The 18,204-nt window shown below is 42.6% G+C and carries 19 protein-coding genes; 6 read left to right on the top strand and 13 right to left on the bottom strand.

Annotated features, from left to right (window positions below; translation table 11 throughout):
* The coding region (locus J7E37_RS17685) for a hypothetical protein (RefSeq protein ID WP_215025778.1) at positions 1–183 on the top strand (183 nt) is incomplete at its 5' end.
* Positions 184–548: 365 nt separating this feature from the next.
* Here J7E37_RS17685 and J7E37_RS17690 read toward each other — a convergent pair.
* From J7E37_RS17690 to J7E37_RS17705, 4 genes are all read right to left on the bottom strand, one after another.
* On the bottom strand, positions 549–2,489 hold the full coding sequence (locus J7E37_RS17690; RefSeq protein WP_215025780.1) for an ABC transporter permease: 1,941 nt from the start codon (positions 2,487–2,489) through the stop codon (positions 549–551).
* Entirely contained in the window at positions 2,479–3,240 is a 762-nt protein-coding gene (locus J7E37_RS17695; protein ID WP_215025782.1) for an ABC transporter ATP-binding protein, read from the bottom strand. The genes J7E37_RS17690 and J7E37_RS17695 overlap by 11 nt, the downstream gene beginning before the upstream one ends.
* A 101-nt stretch (positions 3,241–3,341) precedes the next feature.
* Positions 3,342–4,343, bottom strand: a complete 1,002-nt coding sequence (locus tag J7E37_RS17700; protein ID WP_215025785.1) for a sensor histidine kinase — start codon at positions 4,341–4,343, stop codon at positions 3,342–3,344.
* On the bottom strand, positions 4,343–5,032 hold the full coding sequence (locus tag J7E37_RS17705) for a response regulator (RefSeq protein WP_215025787.1): 690 nt from the start codon (positions 5,030–5,032) through the stop codon (positions 4,343–4,345). The genes J7E37_RS17700 and J7E37_RS17705 overlap by 1 nt, the downstream gene beginning before the upstream one ends.
* A 496-nt stretch (positions 5,033–5,528) precedes the next feature.
* On the opposite strand from J7E37_RS17705, the gene J7E37_RS17710 reads away from it, so the two are divergent.
* Entirely contained in the window at positions 5,529–6,029 is a 501-nt protein-coding gene (locus J7E37_RS17710; RefSeq protein WP_215025789.1) for a hypothetical protein, read from the top strand.
* Between the two features lie 1,007 nt (positions 6,030–7,036).
* Here J7E37_RS17710 and J7E37_RS17715 read toward each other — a convergent pair.
* Genes J7E37_RS17715 through J7E37_RS17735 form a run of 5 tightly spaced genes read right to left on the bottom strand, consistent with a single transcriptional unit; the run spans position 7,037 to position 11,625 of the window.
* Positions 7,037–8,179: a hypothetical protein gene (locus J7E37_RS17715; RefSeq protein WP_215025791.1), complete on the bottom strand. Its 1,143-nt coding sequence runs from the start codon at positions 8,177–8,179 to the stop codon at positions 7,037–7,039.
* 14 nt (positions 8,180–8,193) lie between these two features.
* Complete coding sequence (locus tag J7E37_RS17720; RefSeq protein ID WP_215025794.1) at positions 8,194–9,450, bottom strand: hypothetical protein; 1,257 nt, start codon at positions 9,448–9,450, stop codon at positions 8,194–8,196.
* The gene (locus tag J7E37_RS17725) at positions 9,447–10,319 is read right to left on the bottom strand and encodes an ABC transporter ATP-binding protein (RefSeq protein WP_215025797.1); all 873 of its coding nucleotides are present in this window, start codon (positions 10,317–10,319) and stop codon (positions 9,447–9,449) included. The genes J7E37_RS17720 and J7E37_RS17725 overlap by 4 nt, the downstream gene beginning before the upstream one ends.
* Positions 10,320–11,078 carry a hypothetical protein gene (locus J7E37_RS17730; RefSeq protein WP_215025800.1) on the bottom strand — a complete coding sequence of 253 codons (759 nt, stop codon included), beginning with the start codon at positions 11,076–11,078 and terminating at the stop codon, positions 10,320–10,322.
* Positions 11,068–11,625: an RNA polymerase sigma factor gene (locus tag J7E37_RS17735; RefSeq protein WP_251009733.1), complete on the bottom strand. Its 558-nt coding sequence runs from the start codon at positions 11,623–11,625 to the stop codon at positions 11,068–11,070. The genes J7E37_RS17730 and J7E37_RS17735 overlap by 11 nt, the downstream gene beginning before the upstream one ends.
* Positions 11,626–11,929: 304 nt before the next feature.
* On the opposite strand from J7E37_RS17735, the gene J7E37_RS17740 reads away from it, so the two are divergent.
* Positions 11,930–12,490, top strand: a complete 561-nt coding sequence (locus J7E37_RS17740; protein WP_215025806.1) for a hypothetical protein — start codon at positions 11,930–11,932, stop codon at positions 12,488–12,490.
* Between the two features lie 345 nt (positions 12,491–12,835).
* Complete coding sequence (locus J7E37_RS17745) at positions 12,836–13,240, top strand: hypothetical protein (protein ID WP_215025810.1); 405 nt, start codon at positions 12,836–12,838, stop codon at positions 13,238–13,240.
* A gap of 85 nt (positions 13,241–13,325) precedes the next feature.
* On the opposite strand, the gene J7E37_RS17750 is transcribed toward J7E37_RS17745, so the two are convergent.
* The 3 genes from J7E37_RS17750 to J7E37_RS17760 all read right to left on the bottom strand — a co-directional run bounded on the left by J7E37_RS17750 (position 13,326) and on the right by J7E37_RS17760 (position 14,949).
* Positions 13,326–13,820 carry a CBO0543 family protein gene (locus tag J7E37_RS17750; RefSeq protein ID WP_215025813.1) on the bottom strand — a complete coding sequence of 165 codons (495 nt, stop codon included), beginning with the start codon at positions 13,818–13,820 and terminating at the stop codon, positions 13,326–13,328.
* 206 nt (positions 13,821–14,026) lie between these two features.
* Entirely contained in the window at positions 14,027–14,452 is a 426-nt protein-coding gene (locus J7E37_RS17755; protein ID WP_215026083.1) for an ASCH domain-containing protein, read from the bottom strand.
* A 329-nt stretch (positions 14,453–14,781) separates the two neighbouring features.
* Positions 14,782–14,949 carry a hypothetical protein gene (locus J7E37_RS17760; protein ID WP_215025815.1) on the bottom strand — a complete coding sequence of 56 codons (168 nt, stop codon included), beginning with the start codon at positions 14,947–14,949 and terminating at the stop codon, positions 14,782–14,784.
* A gap of 380 nt (positions 14,950–15,329) precedes the next feature.
* On the opposite strand from J7E37_RS17760, the gene J7E37_RS17765 reads away from it, so the two are divergent.
* Complete coding sequence (locus J7E37_RS17765) at positions 15,330–16,016, top strand: TVP38/TMEM64 family protein (protein WP_215025817.1); 687 nt, start codon at positions 15,330–15,332, stop codon at positions 16,014–16,016.
* Between the two features lie 415 nt (positions 16,017–16,431).
* Here the strand turns inward: J7E37_RS17765 and J7E37_RS17770 are convergent, their stop codons facing one another.
* Positions 16,432–17,418 carry a Gfo/Idh/MocA family protein gene (locus J7E37_RS17770; RefSeq protein ID WP_215025819.1) on the bottom strand — a complete coding sequence of 329 codons (987 nt, stop codon included), beginning with the start codon at positions 17,416–17,418 and terminating at the stop codon, positions 16,432–16,434.
* A gap of 180 nt (positions 17,419–17,598) precedes the next feature.
* Here J7E37_RS17770 and J7E37_RS17775 point away from each other — a divergent pair, with 180 nt between their 5' ends.
* Positions 17,599–18,114, top strand: a complete 516-nt coding sequence (locus J7E37_RS17775) for a CBO0543 family protein (protein ID WP_215025822.1) — start codon at positions 17,599–17,601, stop codon at positions 18,112–18,114.
* Positions 18,115–18,204 lie beyond the last annotated feature (90 nt).

Below are 18,204 nucleotides of genomic sequence, written 5' to 3' on the forward strand. Positions count from 1 at the left end.
GGCCAGCAATCTTTACTTTCGGAACAAAGTGAGATGCGGAGGGAAATGGGATTTTATTATGGCAGCCTGATGAAGAAACTGGATGAAACGAAATCAGAACTATCCAGTGAGATCAAGCATGTTTCCAATGTTCAGAAGCAGCATCAGGATGTTTTAGAGATACTCAATGAAAAACAGCAGTAAGTTTCGCAACCACACCATCTCTTAAATATCCCACACACAAATGCTTCCCAAGTCCTCAAGACATTTTATCTTTCCTTTTAATACTCCATAACCAAAAAAATCGCCTGCCTCCGGTCTAGCATACTCACCGGAGGGCAGGCGATTTTATTGTCTTTACTCTAACCCTTGTATCACTAACTCTTTCACTGGCAGGAAGGTTTCGCCGGTATCCATATACCTGATATCGACCTGATCGCCTTCTTCTACATAAATCGCCAGCGGGTTGGTTTCTGATGAAATGATGTAGTTCTTTCACTAACCGACCTTATTGGCATAGATATCGAACAGCTAAAAAGCTCGATCGATAAAGCTCCGCCACTCTCTTTTTAAAGAGATTCCCTAATGACTTTCTTTGAATGCACAACCGAGAGTACAGCAAAGATGGAATACAGTGCTGTGTAGAGTGCCATGACGATCAGCATCGGCCACCATAATTCTGTGCCGAAGAAGAACCAGCCGGATTGGACGGCGAAGTAGCTGTGCAGCAGCCCGATTGCTAACGGAATGCCGAAGTTGAACGCCTGCTTTGCCCGGATTCCTTTCAGCAAATCTCCCTGGGTGAATCCCAGTTTCCGTAAAATCGTATAATTCGGTTTTTCATCTTCTGTCTGGTCCATTTGTTTGAAATACAGAATGCAGCCTGATGTGACGAGGAAGGTCAGCCCAAGAAAACCGACGATGAACATGGTCAGACCCATCAGTTTCTTTTGGATATTTTCTCTGTCAAGGCGAGATTCATTCATACCCGCATCATGGTATTTGTTTTCATTGAACAGGTCATTTGCTCTCTCCAATTCACCATCATTTTGAATTTCAATTCCGATATACATTGAAGAGCCTGTTTGAATGGCAGGATCTGCGTCTGCCTTTAACTTCTTGAATACAGACTCATCCACCACGGCCACAGGAGATCCCCCAAAATACCGGGAAACCGGATAATCCTTTTCCATTCCCTGATACTGCAGCGGAATGGCTTGATTTTTCCCGATGATCTCAATCGGGCCTGAGTCATCCATTGAGATGAATTTCATCATGATATCACTGTAGCCTGTCATGTAGGCTTCATCCTTGCTTACTTCCCTTTGGCCATCCGTCTTCTCGCTAATGACCGACACACTCATGGATCGCGGATCCTGTGTGAAACCCTCCATTTTCAGTCCAATGATTTCTTCCGCGTTCATCACCGCCTGCAGAACCTCAATCCTTTTTTCCGTAAAATCAATATCCTTCGCCTTCAACTTCTCCATAAAATCAGCAGCAGAATCAGCATCAACAAAGGCAAAGTTGTCTGGGACCATATTTTTCGCCGTCTGCTCAGCAGAATAATAGGAAATATAGCTTAACGACAACAACCCGATTGCCAATGCCGATACTGTCGTGATAATCGTCAACAGCAGCGCATTCGACTTCATCCTGAACATGATCGAGGACAGCGAAAGCACCTCATTGATATTCAGATAACCATCCTTCTTCTTCCGGATAAGATTGGCGATGAAGCTGACAGACCCCTTGTAAAAAAGATAGGTTCCGAAGATGACCGCAGCTAAAATAAACACCATGGCCGAAAAGAGATCGTTCACGGTCGTGAAATCCCCTTCGAACAGCTTGGATGACAAATAATAGCCAATCCCAATCAGACCGATGCCAAGGACACCGATCAACATCTCCCAGAAAGAGATCTTTTTTACCCGGCCTTCCGTTTTTGATACCACCCTGAATAAAGACAGTATGCTTTGTCTTTTTATGAAAATAAAGTTCAGCACCAGCAGCAATACGTAGATCAGTGAAAAAACAATCAGTGTCTGGACCAGGGCTGTGCCCGAAAGTTGCAGTGTCGCAATCCCGTCGACTTGTGTGATTTTGAACAGAATCATCATGATCAGCTTAGAAACGGAGAACCCGAGTAAAACGCCAGCCAGCAAAGAGCCATAGTACAGCAGAAAGTTCTCAACACTCAGGATCCGAAATATCCTGCCCTTCGTCATCCCCACGAGCTGGAATAACCCGATTTCCTTGCTTCTCCTTTTGATAAAAATCCGATTGGCGTACGTCAGAAAAATCGCGACGATTCCGACAAGCAGGACTGAAGCAGACTTAACCGCGGCCGCCCCTTTAATCGAACCCTTTGCTTCATCCATAGAAGGGTCATATTGAAGAGTGACGAATGCGAAATATAGCGCGACACTGAACATCAGCGCAAACACATACAAGTAATAATTTTTCAGGTTCTTTTTCAGATTGCGAAGAATGAGTTGATTAACGCTCATGATGCACACCGCCCAATACACTCTGGGTTTTCATGATATCCTTGAAAAATTCCTGTCTCGTCTGGTCGCCTTTATTCAATTCTGTGTAAATCAGGCCATCCTTAATAAAAATAACCCTACTGCAATAGCTTGCCGCAACGGGGTCGTGAGTGACCATCAGGATCGTCGCCTGCCGTTTTTGATTCAAGTCACTCAGTTTGTTTAACAAGTCTGAAGCCGATTTCGAATCAAGAGCACCGGTTGGTTCATCTGCAAAAATGATACTTGGATCATGGATAAAAGCGCGCGCAGCAGACGTCCGCTGCTTTTGCCCGCCGGAAATTTCATTCGGATACTTATCCTTCAGCTCGGAAATCCCCAGTTCGCTGGCAATCTTCTCGAACCTTTGATTGGCTTCCTTCCTGGGCGTCTTGCTGACCGAGAGAGGCAAGAGGATATTTTCCTTCACCGTCAGCGTATCGAGCAGATTGTAATCCTGGAACAAAAAGCCCAAATGCTGCTTGCGGAATTCCGCCAGCTGCTTCTCCTTCATTCCGGTAATGTCTTTTCCTTCAATCATAATTGACCCGTTGGACACCCGATCAATCGAGGAAAGCACATTCAGCAGCGTCGTTTTTCCCGAGCCAGAGGCACCCATGATGCTCACGAACTCCCCTTTGAAAATTTTCAGGTCCAGCCCTTTTAACACTTCTTGTTTATTGAATTTATTTCCATATGTTTTATGAAGTTTGGCAGCTTCCAGTAAAATCATGTTTTTGCACATCCTTTCTTTGATAATTTCATTATAAAATCCCAGCCATATGCCTTCCTTCGATTCAGCTAACAAATGAACACAGGCATGTGACATTTTTGTCACATGCCTGTTATTTGGAGAAATTCATTGCTTTTCGGAAAGGTAAGAGTGAATGTGCTTCCCTTTCCTGGTGCGGATTTTACATCAATCCTGATTTTCAGCGGCTGTGCCGCTTTTTTTGCCAGATATAAGCCCATTCCAGTTGCAGCATGATCCTGGTGATGGGCAGTGGACGTAAAACCTTTTTCAAAAATGCGCGGGAGATCCCTGGAAGCAATCCCTCTGCCCTCGTCCGCAATCACAAGGATAATCTGCCTATCCCGCTGTTCACTTCTAATCTGAACATCAGATGCATCGCTGTATTTAACAGCATTCGTCAACAGCTGCCGCAGGATAAACGCCAGCCATTTGGCATCTGTCATCACCTCGTTGTATTTCAGGTCGATATCGAAGCCGATGCCTTTTTGGATGCACCAAGACTGCAGGGTCTTCACCTCGCTGAAAATCACGCTTTCCAAATCGGTCTGTTCAATATATAAGTCGTTCTCCATAAACGGAATTCGTTTCTGATGGAGCTGCTGGTCCAATAAAAGATGGATGCGCAGCCACTCATAGGTCAATTCCCTTTTCAGCGTCTGATCCTCCAGCCGGTCAATCATCAACCTCAAAGCTGTCAGCGGCGTTTTCACTTCATGAATCCAGGAAAGCAACTCATCCCTTTCCTGGTCCAGCCTGCGCTCATTCTCGGAAACTGCTTTTTTCAGCGCTTCAAAATGATGGGTGATGCTCTCTGCTACCATCCCTTCAAAAGGACTCAGGAGTTCTCTGTCTGAAAAATCAAGAAGATCCTCCGCTTCCTCCAACTCCTGATAAAATTTCATTTCTCTCTGGTAACGTATCAGGATAAAAATCACAAAAATAATAGCAGACAGAAAAACATAATAAAGAGCCGAATCAATCGAAACAGCGGAATCTATATAAGCAATAAAAACGAGTAGAAACTGAAGCAGCAGAAATAACAGAATCCAGCTCCGCCGTTCCTTTAGATAGGTAATTAACATCACGCATGTTCCTCTTCAACGGCCATGTATCCCTGTCCAACCTTCGTTTCAATTCTCCGGCCCAGCCCAAGCTCATCCAGCTTTTTCCGCAGGCGATTGACATTGACCGTCAGCGTATTGTCGCTGATGAACCGCTTATCATCCCACAAGCTGTTCATTACCTCATCACGGCTGACAATCCTGTTTTTCTGCTCAATCAGCAGCTTTAAAATGAAGATTTCATTCTTCGTTAATTCAATCCGACCCATCTCATTTTCAACCGTATTTTTATCATAATCAATCGTTGCCCCGCACCACGTCTTCAACTGGTTCTGGGTCGCATTATAATTATAGGCACGGCGCAGGATCGCCTGGATTTTTGCAATCAGTACCTCAAAGTGGAACGGCTTTTGGACAAAATCATCCGCCCCCAGCTGCATCGACATGACCATATCCGTAGGGTGGTCCCGTGAAGACAGGAAAATGATCGGGACATTCGAATGCGACCGGATCATCCGGCACCAATGAAACCCATCAAACCTCGGCAATTGAATATCGATGATCACCAAATCAGGTTTCACCCTCGTAAAATCACCCATAACATCACCAAAATCCGTCACCCCATACACCTCATACGACCACTGAGTCAGACGCTCCCGAATCTCTTGGAACAAAGAAGCATCATCCTCAATCAGCAAAAGCTTCAACACTATAACCACCACACTTCCACTTCTATCTTCTCTATTTTAAAGGAAGTATTTTCTATATACCAGAATTAGTAGGGGCAGGACAGGAGCAGAGAGTTTAGGACCAGGCTTATTGGTTACCTCTTTTTCTAGTTTCTGGATTTTCCGGGCACCAATCGGGCTTATTGGTGTCCTCTTTTTCCTGTTTCTGGGTTTTTTGCGCACCAATCGGCTTTCGTATATAAAAAAATAAGCCAAATTAATTCGAACAATGTGATCAGCGACGAAAACAATGTGGAGTAATTAATTTGGCTCATTTACATTACGGCAAAAATTCACGTATGGAAAACTTCGTGCAAAACGCAACTTTTACGATTGTGTAAAACTCTGGCTGAAATAGGAAGCTGCAATGTTCAAGCAATAGTGGGCATGGTTTTTTTTTCTGAAAAAAGGATTTCGAATGCTCTTTGAAGAATTTCAGTGTAGCGCTTAATTTCATTTTTTGTTGGAGGTTCTTGTTATGTTTACAGTCGAGCAATATATTGGTTCTATCAAAGCCAACCTTGAGAAACAATCGGGTTCATTAGTGAGAAATCTTAAAAATATCACTGCATACAACTTCTCATCAGATATAGATTTATTGGATTTCTCCGCTTCTATTGAACCAACAAGGTTCGAGCTATCAATTATAATGTTCTCAATGGATAAAGAAGGCAATGAAGTTTTCTATGAAGGAATTGACCCAACGGTTTTTGCTGGCAGTGAGGAGATTCTTCCAGAGGTCGAATATCATCAGATAAACGACAGTCAGTTAGATGGTTTTTTTGAGTTCTATGAGCAAAATGAAGAGACATTAGTTCCACAAGAGCAAGAGGTTTTTACAGACTGGTTTAGGCAATGCTGGGAAGAAGCAGGCGGAACTTCAATGAACCTGCCATCGTATTTTGTTTTTCACGATGATTATAAATCATATGATTTGAAGAATAAACAATGGATTGATGATGAAGAAAAATGGTCATAAACATCGAAGGATGCCTATATTTTAAGGCATTCTTTTTTATCAGTTGCAAGTTAAAGAAAGTAACGACCTAAAGTTCTAGAATAGTTATATTAAACCAAATGTTTTGGAGGGGCAATTTTGAAAAATCTGCTTTTATACTGCCTGACGTCCGATTACTCCATTCCTGCACACCAGATTGAATAGCTGCTTCGTTATCATCGATTGGATATTGAATAAAGTAATAGATACCATACCCAATCGCCATAACCGCAATGGATAAAGCCAACTACACTGCTTTTTTCAAAATATCCCCCCTTCAATAAGACTAACTTTCATCTTAACAAAGTGGAGACAATGGAAGTAATCTTGCTTCGTTTCATAACAGGCACCTTTCTTGACTAATCGTACTCTTATGAAACCCAATCCAGCTATATAAGGGTACCTTTCTTGACTAATCGTACCCTTATGAAGCCCAATCCAGCTATATAAGGGTACCTTTCTTGACTAATCGTACCCTTATGAACTCCAATCCAGCTACATAAGGATTCCTTTCTTGACCAATCGTACCCTTATGAACTCCAATCCAACTATAAAAGGGTATCTTTCTTGACTAATCGTACCCTTATGAACTCCAATCCAGCTACATAAGGATACCTTTCTTGACTAATCGTACCCTTATGAACTCCAATCCAGTAACATAAGGGTACCTTTCTTGACTAATCGTACCCTTATGAAGCCCAATCCAGCTACATAAGGGTACCTTTCTTGACTAATCGTACCCTTATGAAACCCAATCCAGCTACATAAGGGTATCTTTCTTGACTAATCGTATCCTTATGAACTCCAATCCAGCTACAAAAGGGTATCTTTCTTGACTAATCGTACCCTTATGAAGGCCATTCTCGTTACATAAGGGTACCTTTCTCGCTTAATCACGCCTTATACTCTCGGTTTCTCCCGATCATCCACAATCTTCTATTAACCCTTACACTTTTAAAAATCCAGTCACAGCGTGTTGATCCACTGTCTCACTGAACATCCGCTACTCGCTCTTTTCTCCATTTTAAAAGAAAGATTAGACCACTTACTGCCAGCAGCATGCCTAGTGACACAGGCAGGAATGCTTTTGGCAGCTGGAAACTGGTCAGATCCTTGACCCAATACTCAATTCCAATGGCAATGAAGATAGCAGCCAAAGGAATTTGCAGTCCGATGTTGGTCATGTAGTTAGGGGCTGCGCTTGAGATGAAGGCAACCAGCAGTAAGATGGCGATTCCCATTATGTACATGCTCATAACTGTCAGCAGGATATATTGCAGGAATGTCAGGTCCCACCATGAAATAAAAAAGCTGAAGATCGAGCTGACTTTTTTGTCCAAGAATTGCGCCGTATCATTCCCCCTGTACAGATAGAAAAACACCGCTAATTGCACGGTAATGACCGTAACAACAGCAATAAAGGCTGCTACAAATTTTTTGTAAAAAAGCCTACGTCCCACTTTCGTTGAATACTGCAGCAGATTCATTTTATTCCTACGGTCAGCCATATACAATGGCGTCACGATTATCATTACACTGATCAAAATAAGGATGGCCAGGTTGCCGGAAAGAGTTTTATAATTCTCAAAAACTTCCTGAAGAAATATCGCACTGGCATTTCGGCTCGTAAGCAACTCTTCCACACGGTCTGACTGTTCATCCGTCAATTCGATGCCATAAGAACCAAACCACTCAGGCCGTTCATACAAATCAATCAAATATTCCCTCGCCTGCAGCTCCCACATGACGTCCACTCCGTCCTCAAACATCACTTTGGCGTGAAGCTCAGACTTCTTCTGATCCTGCTCCAAGTCAGCATTCTTAAATTCCTCATAGCTGCCCATACCCGCCGCTTTCATTTCCGGCTCGGATTGAAGATAGGCCGTCGCATCCTCCACCCTTTGCTCATACACCTTTTTGAAATCCTCAAATTCTTTTTCATCCATGAACTGACCATACTTCGCCATCATTTCCTCGCCGACTTTGAAAGTATCCCCTGCAGGCCTTCCATTCGGGAAATATTCAAAGTCGAACATAATAAAAAGCTGATAGAAAATCGCACTGACAAGCACCAGCAACAGGATAATTTTCAACGTCAAGATTTTCTTCAGTTCATTCCAGATAATCCTCATGTATTTTCTCCTATCTATAAATTCCTAGTGTGAAATTTCTTCATGCTAAACCATCCCGCTAAAATAAACCCTGCCATCCACCCGCCAGCTGTGATGATTTCATAGTATTTGAAGGTCGTGAATGCGCCGCTCTCCATCCACCATTTCTTTGACCCCAATACCAGAGACGAGGGATTAAAAGTCGTATAAAGAGAAAGCATCGAGTCTTTCGGCATTTCGCCATGCACAAGCAACCCCAATCCAAACAGGATCGCGAAAACAATGAACACGACATAGCTGTTTTTCATCCAAAGTGACAGAACAAACGTAATCAAAGTAAAAAGAACTTGCAGTACAAAAATCATCAGGATCCCCAGCCAGAAATACTGAATAAAGCTCAAATCCCACCAGCTGATAAAGGGATTGCCATCCGGCTCAATCATGAATCCAGTGCTGATCGGCAAATTCCACAGCCGCGAATAATCAACCGCCAGAAAATAGGTGCCAAAGGTGGCGATCAGAATGAATGCCGTCACCATTCCCGTCGCACACAAGGCTGCCAATAGCTTATCCCACATCAGCCCTCTTCCCCTCCTGGTTGAAAAAGCAACAAGATGTGACCCCTGATCAAATTCATAATTCGTCGAAAACGCTGTGAACAGCACAACAAGCAGCATGATCTGGAAAAGGACGACACCAAATAATGTTTTAAATAATAGTGAATGGGTTCTGAAGATTTTCCCCGGGAGGAAAACATGCAAATGCTCCTGGTTGGATTTGATTTCCTCAAATCTAGGAATCAGAGATTGATACTGCTCCCTTACCATATCAGCGGCTTCACCCTTAATCCCGTATAATTCAATCTGGGCCTCTGCACTTTTTAAAAGATCCCATTTCTGGTATTGCTGCTCAATTTCCTCTGCTGTTAAAAGGATCGATTCTTTTACATTCAAGTCAACTATTTTCTCAAGCTCTTTATCCGAAATCTCACCTGAATCAATCGCAGGATAATAGTTTTCAGCACGGAAAAATTCAGAGGCTGATTCAAACTCTTTGCCATTCCGGGCATTCCAGCTCCCCAGTCCGATTTCATATGAATCTTTTAAAAGATAGCGTCCATCCTTGTCCATCAATGAACCATACTCATCGATAACCTCATTGATTTTCACAACATCCTCACTCTTAGGCGCATTCACATAAATCAGATATAAATTAAAAGCTGTAAAAAGCAGCAGCAACGCGATCACTATCGGCGAGCTTACAATCTTTTTTAACTCCAGTCTCGTAATCATACTAAACCTGCTTCATCTTGATAGGTGTGCAAAAAGACATCCTCAAGATTCGGCCTGGCCACTCTCCATTCCGAACGGGCCGGCTCCTCTGTCAGAAAGCGGATATACATCCTCCCGCTCTCCTGTTTTTCCGATAATGAAAAATACTTCTTCCGAAACGCAGCAGCCGCCTCGTACTCGACTTCGGTTTCATAGACGAGTCCGTCCAGTTTGTTGCAAATATTCGACACGCTGTCTTGATAGAGAACCTGCTGGTCTTTGATCATGATGATTTCATTCGCGATCGATTCGACATCCGAGACGATATGCGTTGATAGAATGACAATCCGATCCCTCGCCAGGTCCGTCAGCAGATTGCGGAAACGGACGCGTTCCTTGGGATCAAGTCCCGCTGTCGGCTCATCCAAAATCAGGATCTTCGGATCATTCAGCATCGCCTGGGCAATCCCGACACGCTGAATCATCCCTCCAGAAAACTTCTTCATCTTCTTATCCGCCACATCCTCGAGCGCGACCAGCTTCAGCAGCTCCTTCACTCTTTCTTTTGCCGACTTGCGCTCGATTCCTTTTAAGGCAGCCAGGTAAAGCAGATAAGCTGTCGGACTATAATTCTTGTAATAGCCAAACTCCTGGGGAAGAAATCCGAGTATCTCCCTGTACTCTTCATCGAGCTTGATAATGTCCTTGCCGTTATATAAAATCGAACCGCTTGTCGGGAACAGCAGGGTGGTGAGCATTTTAATCAGCGTTGTCTTCCCGGCTCCATTTGGCGCAAGCAGCCCATAGACACCATTATGGAATTCCAGATTGATTTCTTTCAGCGCATTGAACTTCCCAAAGTTCTTCGATACATTTTGAACGATTAACATTTACATGACTCCTTCGACATTACGGAATGTAATGAAATATTTTAACCGGCGTACGTAGAGATACAGACAGCCCGCAATCACGCTCATATACACATAAAGCGGGACCTGGCTCAACACTGCGGCGTATAACTCCTTGCTGAAATATGCAAGCGCTGCGTTCACGAGCAGCCAGCCCGCCATCACTGCATAAGAGGTTATCTTCGATTTCACCTTTTGTATGATGTATAAATAGCCCGTGGAGAAAATGCTCAATGAGCTGACCGAGATCAGCATTGCCTCCGCAATATTGAAATTTTGGTAAAACATGAACAAAATCATGATATAAGCCAAGTTCAGCAGCACCGTCAAGATACTGAACACAAGCATCCTGAACGCCGCCAGCTGGTAAACATGGTATTTGCACGTCATCTCTACTGAAAAAGTATACCTGTTACGCAGATTCACCAGAAAGATCGACGCAATCAGCATGTACAGGATGGGGGACATCGTGAAAAGATAGGAGTACAGCCCGCCATCATCCTTCCCGCTATCCATGACCTGGAAAAGGCCGAACACCATCGCAAAGGAAACCAGCAGCACGGTGAAGAGAACCTCCGTTGCATCACGGAACAGATACCTGAACCCCAGCTGCCTATACATTTCCATAAGATACTCATGAAAAGGCTTTGGTTTAACAAGACCCTTGTTAACAATGAATTGAATCTCACCATCCATTTCGGAATCATCCGGATAGTCCACAGACCATTTGTCATCCTTCAATGCGCTCAGCCTCCATCCATTCTTTTAATTTTTTCATCACCGAATAATATCTCGTCTTAACGGATGATTCCGGTCTCTCAAGCAAACTGGCAATCTCGTGAAAAGTATGTTCAGCAAAAAGCTTCAAACGCATGACCTGCTGTGAGAAGGCATCCAGCTCATTCACAAATACGCCCGCCTTCTCAATCACTTCCCTGTATTCAAGCTCGAGGGTAAAATCATGCTGATCCAGCACATCCACTTCCTCCATCGAATCCACGATCTTCTTATACTTGTAGCTCCGCGACCGGAAATAATCCACGACATGATTCGTCGCAATTCTGTACAGCCAGGACTTGAACGAACCTCTGGCCGGATCAAAGCCTTGAATCGACTTCAGCATCCCTATGAAAATTTCCTGAGTCAAATCCAGAGACAGCTCCTTGTCAAACGTCTGCCTGTACACAAACGCATAAATCTGCTGATAATAGAACTTCACCAGCTCATTCGCAGCCCGTTCATCGCCTTTCCTCTGGACCTTCCTAATCAACGCTTTTTCCATCATCATGTCTAGCCTCATCCTGTTAAATTATCCTTTCACACATATATTCGTAAACGTGAGAAAAATAGTTTTGAAAGTTTATAACTTTTTTTGTGACATAGGAACGGTTCGGTTCTTCTGTCTCAAGAAATCCCTGTAATCTGTAAAACCGACCAGAATCTGCTTCCCCACTTTTTCTATTATATCGAATTGAGTTTTTTTTAAGAGAATGCCTTGATCACTTAGGAACACTTCTCTTGTACGGTTTTGCTGATAAAGAAGGAAATGAATTCCATATAATAGAATCAATATATAGCAGGAGGTGAAGGGATTGAAAAAGATAACCCCATTTATCGCATTTTCGTTCTTAGGTTTATTCCTGATAGCTTCCTTTCCAGCTGTAACAAGTGCGTGTTCTTGTGCGGAATTACCGACCGCAGCTGAAGAACTTGAGCAGTTTGAAGCTATTTTCAGCGGGAAGGTCATGGAGATAAAAGAAGAGAAGGTAAAAGGATACATGACGAAAAAAGTGGTGTTTGAGGTCGCGAACATATGGAAAGGCATGAAGGAATCCCAAATCACCATCACGACTGGATTGGGCGGCGGGGACTGTGGTTTCCGGTTTATCGAGGGCCAGGAATACCTGGTCTACGCAAACGAATCGGACATGTATGGAGCAAAATCGCTTACAACCATCATGTGTGACCGAACCAATACATTAAGTACTTTACAGGATGACCTGAAGCTATTAGGTGCAGGAGAAGCACCAACGAAAAAAGTGGATTTGAGCAGCAGCAACGAAAACCGAAAGCCGTTTGATCTATGGATCGCAGGAGCCTTAGCAATCGTTGCACTCGCAGCTTTCTTATTTATGAAACGCACTAAAAATTAGCCGCATCATTCTTGTTCCAGTTCGCGGTCTGGTGCAAGTTAACAACCAAAGGACGTGAATATCGATGATGACTATCTATATATTTTTATTAGGAATTTTATTCGTAGGCATTGGCGCTGTTTCTTTTTTCCGTCCCTACCGATATCCTTGGATGGCAAGATTCCTGATTATCCTCTTTGGCACAGGATTCCTGACCTATTCCTTTGCGAATTGGTTTGGGTTGGTTAACTAGTGAGTATATAAGCCTGGGGAACATTCTCCTGTATCCGATCGGCCCGTTCAGTGGGCTCTCCCCATTATGTTACAATGCTGAAAAGGGATCATCCACAAAGGAGGAAAGGTAATATGGCATTTTTCATATCACTTATTTTCATTGTGATTTCAGCATTCATTTCCCTCTTTTTTAAAAATGAACTGGAGCGGATGTTTCGAAGAGGAAAGGAGTTTTTCCCTTTTCACATCTGCAATGTGCTGATCATTTTAATGGTGGCTTTTGCATCCCAGGCTGTGATGACGAGATATGTTTTCGAGCAGCAATTTCATTTAATCCGGGACGTACTGATCCTGATCGCCCTCATCTTACCTGTTTATATTTCCGGTCACTTAGCCTTTGAAAAATATAAATCCGTCTACCGCAAATTTTCAGCTGCCGAGAATGGGAAAGTCCTCGTCCTGAACGAAAAGTACATGAAAAAGAAAAAGCGGTTTAAAAGTCTCAAGCATTATAATGCCATGTCCAGGGAAGAGTGAATATTCCTTTAGTGCCTGGTTCCCTTTTACTTCAAAACAGTGTAAATAAGACAGCGAATCGATTTTCGCTGTCTTAGAAGTATACTTATGATTTTTGAGCAAAGAAACCATCGCTATGCCCCCGTTTCACCAACCATTGAAAAAATCTGTAATGTAAAACGAGAAGATAAATGAGAAATGGGTAGGACAGAGCTGAATACCAAATTTTCCACTCATTATATTTAATAAATCCAAAGTGAAAAGATAGCAATTCAAATCCTACAGTTAGTAAAGCAAAAGTGATGATGTAAGCTAATCGCCATTTGATCGGCCTTTCATAAGGGTATAAATTCAAGAGTATTATACTGGCCGCGGAATATAAAATTACTTGCCCGGCTAATGGCGGAATTTGTACTCCTGGCTGGTCGAGTACATAAAGCTTATACTTTATAGCTAAAACTGTATCCACAAGAAGCCCAAACAATGCTGCAAATAGTGAAGTTGCATAAATTTCAAATTGCTTCATTTTTTTTGGAATCACATAAGCCACTATTGAAAAAATCAAGCTAGAAATCAACACAAAAATCGTTTGTGATTCCAACAGTAAATCCCCCAAAATAGTTACTTCTCGTTAGTTATTTAAATATTGTTCTTTAACTATTCTGCCCAATGAATCATGGGAATTATTAAGGGATAACCCGATGTTTGTAAAAACTCAGTCTCAAGGCGGTCAATCATTCTATTTCGAATCAAAAAGACCGTGTGCAGCAGATGCTTAAACAGTGCCTGTTCCCGATGAACAGCACTCTATAAATCATACTCCCACAGCCCAAGCCTTCCTTTTGCCGGGATGAAGCTGTCCAGCATCTTCATATCCCGTACTTCCCAGGCATAGTCTCCCACTTTATAGCCACCGAGGAAATAGTCATTGCCGGATACGATTCTTCCATCCTCCAAGACTGCCCATGTCTCGTTGTTTTCCATCACCCTCAGACAATTTTCAAGCTGGCAGACCGCAATGATCACGCCAGTTGGAAGATCATCTGACTTGTACCCATGCTTTAAAAGCAGTGACTTAATGGCCACATGGCTGCAGACTGCCTTATCGACCTTTTTGCTGGTATGAATCGCAAGAGGGCCGCGATACTTTGTACTCCATGACCTCGTTTCAAATTGAGCCTCACGCAAGACAAACAGACTCGCCCAAGGCTGAATCATCGACAACACCTTCACATCAACACCCTCTGACTTAACAACTATTTTATCAATAGCATCTCCTGGGCATCCCTCAAATAACATGGGACCGGATATCCTGTCTCTTATGATTACAGATGTTTAGCCCCCGCAATCAAAATGGTCGCGCAAAAAAGTGATTGATTAGCCTTCCGGTTTGTCAGTTATTTTTTTGCTTCATGTTCAATAAAAATCTGTATAAACCGTGAAAAAAAACGCCGAAGTCTTAAAACAAAAAAAGCAGCTGTCCCGTTTCAGGACACCTGCTTCTAATATTATCCGCTATTAATAAACGGCTTCATCCAGCCAAAACACACTAGCTTCGACGGTCATAACCCGCCGCAGTTTGGTGAATTCTTTTGATCGCCCTCCATGTAGTCAGTACCTTCTGTAACGGATTCCAATCCGTATCCTGTTTGGCTGATTTCCAGTAACTCTTCATTCTGAGCATTGTTGCTCATTTGGCTAACCTTCTGATTATGCTTATTATCTCTCATCGTTTTTCCTCCAAAGTTTATTCTGTATTTTTCTCCTGGAGGTATTTTCTTATTCGCAATGAGAAAAACACTGAGACCCCTTCTAATCATCAGCCTTAGGTCCTACCAATATTTCAAACCTTAGCGCGTCGAATCCAATCCATGCCTTTCCTATAATGTACATACAAACAAAAAACAGAACAGCATTGGCATAAAGGAGAATGTACTTGGTCACACATAGAGAAAAAAGCAATGAAGTGCAGGAATGGATTTTGCACCTAGCTATAAGCATAGTGTCCATATTTTTTGTATTTGGTCTATTGCCCACAGTACTCCCCATTTTTAAATGGCTATTTTTAAGCGCTTTGCTCCTGGTTTTATTAATCGATGGATTTTTCATCATGACGAAGCGGAACAACCTTTTAAAAATCAATCGGATGCTCCTTTTATATTTAGGGGCGATTTTACTTCTGGTATTGGCAATCTTCTATGTAACAAAAGTGGTTGTTTTTACCGATGCGTACGGTTTTGAAGGTTTGTTAAAAGAACATCTGCAAACAGCCAAATATATTTTCTTTTTCATCAGCTTTGCCCAGCCTATCATCCTTCCGATCCCCGAAGCTGTTACAGTTCCAGGTGCAAGTGCAGTATTCGGTCCAGCTGTTGCTGCAGCTATTGCCTTCTTGGGAACACTGTTGGGGATAACAGCCATGTTTTTCGCAGCCAGATATGGAGGCAGGAAATTCATTTCGAGGTTCATCAAGGAAGAGCAGCTAAGAAAGTACCAACATTATGTCTCTAAAAATGAAACAATGATCATGTTCCTGCTATTCATCATTCCCATCCTTCCTGACGAAATCATCTGTGTAGGAGCCGGTATAGGGCAAGTATCACCAAAAAGGTTCTTACTGATTGCCTCCATCTCGAAACTCTTCACTGCAACACTGCTCGCCTACTCAGCGGAACTGGCCAAGACACTATCTTTAACACCATCTCAATTGATGTTCGGATTCTCAGCTATTGTATTTACTCTCTTTGGGATCACCGTTTTAACAAAGAAGTTATTAAGCAAGGAACACGGGTATTAAGTGGGGTTTATGGGTATATGAAATGCCCTTTTAATGATTTAGTACTGTTTTCGTGTCAAATTTGTGTTTCTGCATTTGATTTTCATCAATCTTTGGTAAAAAGTGAAGGTGAATGCGATCAATATGTCTGTGATGATTCAATATTCACCCTCCTGAAAAATTTATTGGCGGTTTTCACAACTTTATTGGCGATTTTCAAGTTTTATTGGCGAAAAAATGTTTTTATTGGCGAAAATCAACGATTTATTGGCGAAAATCAAAATTTATTCGCGAACTGGAAATTTCGGCTGTTTTTTTCCAGTTGAAATGAGATAGTTTTGCTGTTTCAATTTGGGACTCCAACTAAAACGAGAGCGTGCTTCAGTTAAATAATTATGGGGACACCGCAAGCCGCTAGCGTCCCCATGTCCATCCATTACTCAAAGTGATATTTTAACCCCCACTGTCCGCGAATTTCATCCATCAGTTTCATAATCTTCAATGATTCATCCAGCGGAACGACAGGGCTTTCTAAAAGTCCTTGCCTCAGGCATCTGCCTACCTCTTCTATCTCAAACGCATAACCTGCTGATTTCCTGTCATCATGGAATGTCCCTGCTTCCTCTCCGTCCTTATATAAGGTTGCGGATTTTGCACTAAAGAACGATGGAATCCGTATGTATCCTTCCGTTCCATGGATGTAGGCTTCATTCGTTAAACCAACCCGGAAGGAACCATTGAGCGTGGCGGTTTTTCCAGAAGGATAGGACATGATGATGGAAAACTGTTCATCCACACCCGTTTCACCAATATGGGCAGTGCTCAAAATCTTCTCCGGGTTTGTTCCGAAAATCATCGATGCAAGGGTGACAGGATAAATCCCCACATCAAGTAATGCTCCTCCTCCTAAGGCCGGATTAAACAATCTGCGCTCGGGCTCCCATGGCGCATGAAAACCAAAATCCGCTTTCACAAGAAGGACTTCGCCAATTTTCCCGCTGTCAATCCATTCCCTCACTTTAACAATCGGAGGCAGGAACTTTGTCCACATCGCCTCCATCAAGAAAAGCTTTTGATCCCTGGCAAACTGAATGATTTCTTCTAGTTCCCCGCTATTCATCGTAAATGGCTTCTCGCAGAGCACAGCCTTGCCAGCACGAAGACATGCCAATACATTTTCTTTATGAAAAGGGTGTGGCGTCGCAACATAAATGGCATCCACATCCGGATCCTGCACTAGTTCTTCATAGCTTCCATATGAACGGGAAACTCCATGCTCCTCCGCAAACTTTTCTGCACTCTCTTTTGTCCGCGAACCAACAGCCGTCTTTTCCGTATTTCCAGCAAAATTTAAATCCCTCGCGAAAGCACTTGCGATTCCACCCGTTCCTAATATCCCCCACCTGATTATTCTTTCGCCCATCGTTCAATCAACTCCTTAATTACATAGTAGCACTATAAAGAACAAACCTTGTTTGTCCATTATACTATTAAAATTTTTCGGCCAGTGACGGTTTTACTGTGACCCCCGTGTCTCTTGGGTCTATGGAACGGCCTTTTTGGAGAGAATTTTAGTAAAAGTTGTTGAATGAGGTTTTCAGACATGTATCTATTAGTCGTAATTGTTGTATATATTATTTTTGCAAAAAAATTCGTCAATTGGAAAAGGTGGAAAGAGTACTACCCTACAATTCAGTTCTACATAATATGCAATCTTCTGTATAACTTCCTCTTTTATCAACATACTTTATGGAAGTATAAAGCTGTTACAGTAGATTGGTTAAATCATACTCTGATCGAGATTGCCTTCACATTTTTCATTGTCCCTGTCGTCTTGATGATATACCTGGAATATTTTCCGAAAGAAAAGTTAAGAGGATTTTTGTATCTGCTGATCTGGGTGGCATATTTCTCGCTGATTGAATATCTATTTGAGGCAAAGGGATTGTTTGTTTATGAAAATGGCTGGAATGCATGGTGGTCTGTCTTGTTTAATATCATTACTTTTACTGTAATCAGAATCCACTACAAGAATGCTCTGGCAGCATTCCTGGTATCGGCACCAATCATTGCGGTTCTCCTAATGTTTTTTCATCCGGCGTTACACGATATGAAATAGAAGGTGATCCGATGGATTCTCTCTCCACTCCATTATTCATGTTTTTACTCTTTAGCATATACATAGGGATGGCTCTCTACATAGAGAAAC

The organism is Bacillus sp. ISL-39 (assembly GCF_018613295.1).
Taxonomy (GTDB): Bacteria; Bacillota; Bacilli; order Bacillales; family Cytobacillaceae; genus Mesobacillus.